Raw genomic sequence first — 6,674 nt, 5'->3', positions numbered from 1 at the left:
CATCCGTGTCGAAGGCCGCTTCCCGGCGGGGGCGACGGTGGACCTGTGCGACGAATTGGGCAACATCGTGGCCCGGGGACTGGTCGGCTACGACGCGGACGAGTTGCGCCCACTGGTCGGCCACCGACTCGGAGGCCGCATCCGCCTCCGCACCGAGCGGCCCGCGCCGCGTCCCGTCGTCCGCCGTGACGATCTCGTCGTCCTCTGACAGAGCCCAACCAGGAGAGCAGCCAGCATGACCGCATCCAGCCTCACGCCCATCGCCCCCGAGACCGTCGACTACGTCCACGGGATCGCCCGGAGGGCGCGCGTCGCCGCCCGAGAGCTGGCCCTGCTCACCCGGGCCCGTAAAGATGCCGCCCTGCTCGCCCTGGCCGATGCCGTGGACGCTGCTAGTGACGTCGTCATCTCCGCCAACCGCGAGGACCTGCAGCGCGGTCGTGACAACGGCCTGACGACCAACCTGCTGGACCGGTTGGCACTCGATGAGGAGCGGGTCCATGCCGTCGCGGACGCGCTGCGCCAGGTCGCCACCCTGCCTGACCCTGTGGGGGAGGTGGTCCGCGGCTCGACCTTGGCCAACGGTCTGGCGATCCGGCAGATCCGGGTCCCGATGGGTGTGGTCGGCATGATCTACGAGGCGCGCCCCAATGTCACGGTCGACGCTGCCGGGCTCGGCCTCAAGAGTGGCAACGCGGTCCTGCTCCGGGGGGGCTCTGCAGCGGCCTCCACCAATGCCGCGCTCGTCGATGTCCTGCGGACCGCGTTGGAGCAACAGGGCCTCAACCCGGACGCGATCAACCTCCTGGTGGAGGGCGGCCACGACGCAGCGCGGGCGCTGATGACGGCACGCGGTCTGGTCGACCTGCTCATCCCGCGCGGCGGCGCCAGCCTCATCCAGACCGTCGTCCTGGAGTCCACCGTCCCTGTCATCGAGACCGGCGTCGGCAATTGTCACGTGTATGTCGATGCGAGCGCAGACACCGACATGGCGGTTCAGATCGTGACTAACTCCAAGACCCACCGCCCCTCGGTCTGCAACGCCGCCGAGTCTCTCCTGGTCCACCGGGACGCCGCCGAGCGGATCATGCCCGCCCTCATGGCTTCGCTCGGCGGGGCTGGGGTCACCGTGCACGGTGACGCTCTCTCGGAGGGTTATGCCGCCGCCGCGGGCGCCGCGCACCTGCCGATCACGCCGCAGGACGATGACACGGAGTTTCTTTCCCTCGACATCTCCGCCCGAGTCGTCGACAGCCTCGACGAGGCGATCGCGCACATCCAGGAGCACACCAGCGGCCACACCGAGGCGATCGTCACCGCCGACCGAGCGGCCGCACGCCGCTTCACCACCGAGATTGATGCAGCTGCCGTGCTCATCAACGCCTCGACCAGGTTCACCGACGGTGGCGAGTTCGGCTTCGGGGCGGAGATCGGCATCTCTACCCAGAAACTGCACGCACGCGGGCCGATGGCCCTGCCCGAGCTGACCACCACGAAGTGGATCGTGGACGGCGATGGTCAGGTGCGGTGAGGGTCTCGTTCGGGCGAGCGTTCACCCGACGGCGGTGACTGCGGCTGCTGGACGCAGTCACGATCTGAGTCGCGCGCGCTGTCGTGCGCCACGTAGTACGTCGGCCGCCGCTGCAGCGCAGCGTAGGTCCGTCCGACGTATTCGCCCATGATCCCCAGGCACAGCAGCTGCACGGCACCGAAGGCGGCCACGATGACGACCGTCGAGGTCCAGCCGGCGACGGTGTGTCCGTTGGCTTTAGCGACCAAGGCATAGCCGAGCAGCGCAAGCGCCACCAGGAAGCCACTGAGCCCGAACCACGTCGCCAGCTTCAGCGGCGCGCTCGAGAAGCCGGTGACGGAGTCGAGCGTCAGCCTCACCATCCGCGCCAATGGGTACTTGCTCGACCCTGCTGCGCGCCGCTCGCGCGCGTAGGACACGCTCGTCGAGGGAAAACCTAGCGCCGGCACGACGAGTCGCAGCACCCGGTGGTCTTCGGGCAGGGCATTGACGGCATCCACGGTGGCGCGCGACATCAGCCGGTAGTCACCGGCGTTGTCGGGGGCCCCGGTGGCTCCCATGGCGCGCATCAACGCGTAGTAGCCGTGGGCAGTCCAGCGCTTGAAGGAGGAGTCGGTCGAACGGTCGGCGCGCACCCCATACACGACGTCTGCCTGCTCCTGACGTGCGGCCGCGAGCATCTCCGGGATCACCTCAGGTGGGTCCTGGAGGTCCGCGTCGAGGGTGATGATCCATTGCCCGAGTGCCCGCGCGAGTCCGGCCGAGATCGCGGCCTGGTGGCCGGCGTTGGCGCGCAGGCGGATGATCCGAAGCTGCGGCCAGCTGCGTCGATGCGCCTGCAGCAGGACAGGAGTCTGGTCCGAGCTGCCGTCGTCGACGGCGACTAACTCGTAGGGCTCGCCGAGCCCGTCCAGGACCGGCCGCAGCCGCCCCACGAGCAGCGGGAGCACCTCCTGTTCGTTGAACATCGGCACGACGACCGACAGCACGGGGGAGGGTGCGGAAGGCATGGCGCCACTGTAGGCGGTGCCGCAGGTAGGATGAATCCATGACGTCTGCGCTGCACCACTTTGTCGTGACTGCCGCCGAAGGTGGACACCACCCGGTGGTCAACGAGTTGCCCTTCGCCCCCATCTGGTTCGGTGTGATCGCGCTGGGGAGCCTCTTGGCCCTGCTCGGCCTGCTCTGGTCCTTCCGCAACACCCTGGCCCTTGAGCCGCACGCCACCGCCGACCCGCACGGCGCTGGCGCCCACGGTCACGGGACGACCACGCACTGATGCGTCTGGGAGTGATGGGTGGCACCTTCGACCCCATCCACCACGGCCACCTCGTCGCAGCCAGCGAGGCCGCCAACCTGCTCAACCTGGACGAGGTCGTCTTTGTCCCGACCGGCCAGCCCTACCGCAAGGACGCCAGCGAGGTCTCGCCCGCCGAGCACCGTTATTTGATGACGGTCATCGCGACCGCGTCCAACCCCCGGTTCACCGTGAGCCGTGTCGACATCGACCGCGACGGCCCGACCTACACCCGCGACACCCTCGGGGACCTGCACGCCCAGCGCCCCGAGGACGAGCTCTTCTTCATCACCGGCGCGGATGCGCTGGCCCAGATCCTGTCGTGGCGGGGAGTCGACGAGCTCTGGGACCTCGCGCACTTCGTCGGGGTGACCCGTCCCGGTCACGTCCTTTCCGACGACGGCCTGCCCGAAGACAAAGTGACGCTCCTGGAGGTGCCCGCCATGGCCATCTCCTCCACCGAGTGTCGCCATCGCACCGCGAAGGGCGACCCCGTCTGGTATCTCGTGCCCGACGGCGTCGTCCAGTACATCGGCAAGTACCACCTCTACCGGGAGGACCCCGCGTGACCGCAACACCCCGTGCCACCGAACTCGCCCAGGCTGCTGCCGCGGCGGCCCACGACAAGCTCGCGGACGACGTCGTCGGCCTCGACGTGTCCTCGCAGCTGGTGCTCACCGACGTCTTCGTCATCGCCTCAGCTCCCAACGAGCGACAGGTCCACGCAATCGTCGACGCGGTGCAGGAGCGTCTCCAGACCCTCGGCGTCAAGCCGCTGCGACGCGAGGGTCAGCGTGAGGGCAGATGGGTGCTGCTCGACTTCGGCGAGATCGTGGTGCACGTGATGCATGCGGAGGACCGAGAGTTCTACGACCTCGAGCGCCTGTGGAAGGACTGTCCAGCGGTCGTCCTGCCCTCGTCTGAGGCACCTTCGGGCCACTGAGGCGGGGGACTGCGCGGTATGCGGAAGGTCATCGTCTGGAGGCACGGCGAGACGGAGCACAACGCCGGAGGCATCTATCAGGGGCAGCTCGACAGCCACCTGTCCGTTCGAGGACGTGCGCAGGCGTCCACAGCTGCCGCCGCGCTGGCTGACAGGGGCCCGGTGCGGCTGCTGGCCAGCGATCTGGCGCGCGCCGCTGACACGGCCGCAGCCCTCGCGCAGCGGACCGGCCTGGTGGTGGAGCACGATCCGCGTTTGAGGGAGATCCACGTCGGGCAGTGGCAGGGGTTGTCGCACCCTGAGGTCGTCGAACGGTTTCCGGACATCGTCGCAGCGCTGGACCAGGGCGAAGATGCCCGGCGGGGTGTCACGGGGGAGCGCGTCCAGGACGTGCGGGTCCGGATGCGGGCCGCCTTCGATGAGTTGATCGCCCGGATGGAGAAAGACGAGACCGCTGTCGTGACGACGCACGGGATGGCCAGCAGAGCACTTGTGGCCGACGTGATCGGGCTGAGCTATCAGCAGGCGTGGCTCTCCCTCGTGGGCCTGCGCAACTGCCACTGGGCCGAGCTGGTGCAGCACCGCACCGGGTGGCGTCTGGCGTCCTGGAACGTCGGCGTCACCACCAGCGTAGGCAGCGTGACCGATCGTTAAGTCGCGTGGGCGCAGCGTGCTGACCTGCGATTTGGAGAATCTCTCGCGCCCTGGATAGAGTATTCCAGTCCCCCACGGGGCTGTGGCGCAGTTGGTAGCGCACCTCCATGGCATGGAGGGGGTCAGGGGTTCGAATCCCCTCAGCTCCACCGATATCGGGCCGGCCACCGCAAGGTGGTCGGCCCGATATCATCTGGCGATGGGCCTGAGTAAAGTGCTGCCTTGCAGCGGCGCGGCCGCTCTTTAGCCCTGGGGAAAGTAGCGCCGCACCTGGGCGAGCACCTGCTCGAACAGCGCCTCGTCCAGGCGGTCCCCGGAGCGCCGCACCGACGAGCGGTCCAGCCGCAGCAGACGGTTGACTCGGGCCTCGCTCGGGCGGCGCTCACGGTCCCAGCCGCCGGTGCCGACATCCATCCAGTAGCGACCCGCAGCGGCCTCTTGGGCGCTGTCGCGGTCGTGGTCCTTGCTGGTCAGTTGCAGGGCCAGGAGCTGGTCGTCGTCGCGGCCGATGACGAGCACCGGGCGGTCCTTGCCCTTGCTGGCGTCCTCCTCGAAAGGCACCCACGCCCAGACGACCTCGCCTGGGTCCGCGTGCTCGTCGTCGACGGGCGCATAGCTGTAGGTCCCCGAGGAGGTGGCTGACCTGGCCGGTGCGGGTGCGGGTGCGCGTGACGTCCTGCGACCGTCCGGACGCAGGACGTCGGCCACCGCCGAGGCCACCCGGCGCAGGCTGCGGAGCCAGCGTGCGCGTGCTCGTCGACTGTCGCTGTCGTCATGGATCATGCTCTCCACCCTAACCAGGGCGGGCCGACGTGCCGGGGCACACGCCGGGCTCAGACCAAGTGCACGCCGCGGATCGAGGCGTCCAGGACGACGGCTGTGTGCACGAACGGGATCGGTCGTCCGGCCCGCTCGAGGGCCTGGCTGATCTGCATGAGGCAGCCCGGGTTGGCCGTGACCAGCAGCTCGGCACCGGTCAGCAAGATGTTGGCGGCCTTGAGGTCGCCGAGCTCTCGCGCCGGGACAGGATTGAGGATGTTGTAGACCCCGGCCGAGCCGCAGCAGACCTCGGCGTCGCCAATCTCCCGCAGGCGCAAACCCGGAATGCCGTTCAGGAGCGCGCGCGGCTGACTCACCACCTGCTGGGCGTGCCGCAGGTGGCACGCGTCGTGATAAGCGAGGCTCACCTCACGATCGTCCGCGGTGATCCGGTGGCGCGGCGCGACCGGGCCGAGCTCGACGAGGATCTCAGAAAGGTCACGCACCTTGTCGCTGAAGACGCGAGCGCGTTCGGCATACTCCGGGTCATCGGCCAGGAGCAGGGCATACTCCTTCATCGACGACCCGCAGCCGGCAGAGTTCACCACGACCCAGTCGACCCCGCTCTCCTCGAAGATGTCGATGAGCCGGCGCGCAAAGTTTGCGCCTTCCTCCTCTCGACCCACGTGGATCGACAGTGCCCCGCAGCAGCCCTGCTTCTTGGGGGCGATGATGTCGCATCCCTCGGCGGCGAGCACGCGGACGGTGGCGGCGTTGACGTCGCCGAAGAACTCGCGCTGCACGCAGCCGGTCAGCATCCCCACGACGGCTCGGCGCGTGCCGACGGCGGGGGTGCGCTCCGGGACGGTGTAGCGCGGGCCCAGCGGCGGAGCCAGGGTCGACATGACCTCCAGCTCCGGGCTGAGTTTGCCGACCACGCCGGTCTTGCCCACGAGCTTGAGGGCACCGGTGCGTTGGGCCAGCCGGAGCGGAGCGCGCAGCAGCCGTAGCCGTTCCGGATAGGGGAAGAGGCTGAAGATGACGCTGCGTAGGGCTTCGTCCTTGGCGGCGCGGTCCACCTGGCGGTCGACCTGGGCTCGGGTGGCCTCGATCAGCCGGTCATATTGCACGCCTGACGGGCAGGCGGTCACGCACGCCATACAACCCAGGCAGGCATCGAAGTGGCTGAGCATCGAGGCCGTGAGCGGAGCACCCGCGTTGGCCGAGTTCATCAGGGCGATCCGTCCGCGCGGGCTGTCCATCTCCTCGCCCCAGAGCACATAGGTCGGGCAGGTGGGCAGGCAGAAGCCGCAGTGGACGCAGTCGTCGATCAGCTCCTGGCTGGGCGGGTGGTGGTCGTCGAAGGCCGGGCTGGCCAGGACCGTGTCGCCGGGCACGCGCAGGGTGGGTATGCCGAGCTCGGTGACCGTCCGCGAGCCGGTGGCGGCGTGGTCCCCACTGTGGTCAGCGTTCGCGATGGGGTGTGCCAT

Annotated in this window: 9 protein-coding genes and 1 tRNA gene; 7 read left to right on the top strand and 3 right to left on the bottom strand. The window is 69.0% G+C overall.

What is annotated here, in order from left to right; all coding sequences use genetic code 11:
• Together Q4P07_RS06385 and Q4P07_RS06380 are read left to right on the top strand one after the other, a co-directional pair.
• Positions 1-208: PUA domain-containing protein (locus Q4P07_RS06385; protein WP_368660255.1), on the top strand; the 208-nt coding region annotated here is incomplete at its 5' end.
• A 27-nt stretch (positions 209-235) separates the two neighbouring features.
• Positions 236-1,531: a glutamate-5-semialdehyde dehydrogenase gene (locus Q4P07_RS06380; RefSeq protein ID WP_303374069.1), complete on the top strand. Its 1,296-nt coding sequence runs from the start codon at positions 236-238 to the stop codon at positions 1,529-1,531.
• Here Q4P07_RS06380 and Q4P07_RS06375 read toward each other — a convergent pair.
• Entirely contained in the window at positions 1,519-2,541 is a 1,023-nt protein-coding gene (locus tag Q4P07_RS06375) for a glycosyltransferase family 2 protein (RefSeq protein ID WP_303374068.1), read from the bottom strand. The two genes, Q4P07_RS06380 and Q4P07_RS06375, sit on opposite strands and share 13 nt — an antisense overlap.
• A gap of 38 nt (positions 2,542-2,579) precedes the next feature.
• Between Q4P07_RS06375 and Q4P07_RS06370 the strand changes: the two genes are divergently transcribed.
• The 5 genes from Q4P07_RS06370 to Q4P07_RS06350 all read left to right on the top strand — a co-directional run bounded on the left by Q4P07_RS06370 (position 2,580) and on the right by Q4P07_RS06350 (position 4,574).
• The gene (locus Q4P07_RS06370) at positions 2,580-2,810 is read left to right on the top strand and encodes a hypothetical protein (RefSeq protein WP_303374067.1); all 231 of its coding nucleotides are present in this window, start codon (positions 2,580-2,582) and stop codon (positions 2,808-2,810) included.
• Positions 2,810-3,397: a nicotinate-nucleotide adenylyltransferase gene (gene nadD / locus Q4P07_RS06365; RefSeq protein WP_303374066.1), complete on the top strand. Its 588-nt coding sequence runs from the start codon at positions 2,810-2,812 to the stop codon at positions 3,395-3,397. The genes Q4P07_RS06370 and nadD overlap by 1 nt, the downstream gene beginning before the upstream one ends.
• A complete protein-coding gene (rsfS, locus tag Q4P07_RS06360; protein ID WP_303374065.1) occupies positions 3,394-3,771 on the top strand; it encodes a ribosome silencing factor in 378 nt (125 codons plus the stop codon). The genes nadD and rsfS overlap by 4 nt, the downstream gene beginning before the upstream one ends.
• Before the next feature lie 18 nt (positions 3,772-3,789).
• On the top strand, positions 3,790-4,425 hold the full coding sequence (locus Q4P07_RS06355) for a histidine phosphatase family protein (RefSeq protein WP_303374064.1): 636 nt from the start codon (positions 3,790-3,792) through the stop codon (positions 4,423-4,425).
• A 76-nt stretch (positions 4,426-4,501) separates the two neighbouring features.
• Positions 4,502-4,574: transfer RNA gene (locus Q4P07_RS06350), tRNA-Ala, on the top strand.
• 94 nt (positions 4,575-4,668) lie between these two features.
• On the opposite strand, the gene Q4P07_RS06345 is transcribed toward Q4P07_RS06350, so the two are convergent.
• Positions 4,669-5,208 carry a type II toxin-antitoxin system PemK/MazF family toxin gene (locus Q4P07_RS06345; protein WP_303374063.1) on the bottom strand — a complete coding sequence of 180 codons (540 nt, stop codon included), beginning with the start codon at positions 5,206-5,208 and terminating at the stop codon, positions 4,669-4,671.
• 50 nt (positions 5,209-5,258) lie between these two features.
• A complete protein-coding gene (locus Q4P07_RS06340; RefSeq protein WP_303374062.1) occupies positions 5,259-6,674 on the bottom strand; it encodes a (Fe-S)-binding protein in 1,416 nt (471 codons plus the stop codon).

Source organism: Ornithinimicrobium sp. (assembly GCF_030537745.1).
GTDB lineage: Bacteria > Actinomycetota > Actinomycetes > Actinomycetales > Dermatophilaceae > Ornithinicoccus.
Note: the sequence above shows the minus strand (reverse complement) of the source record. Positions and strands in the feature narration are given on the sequence as shown.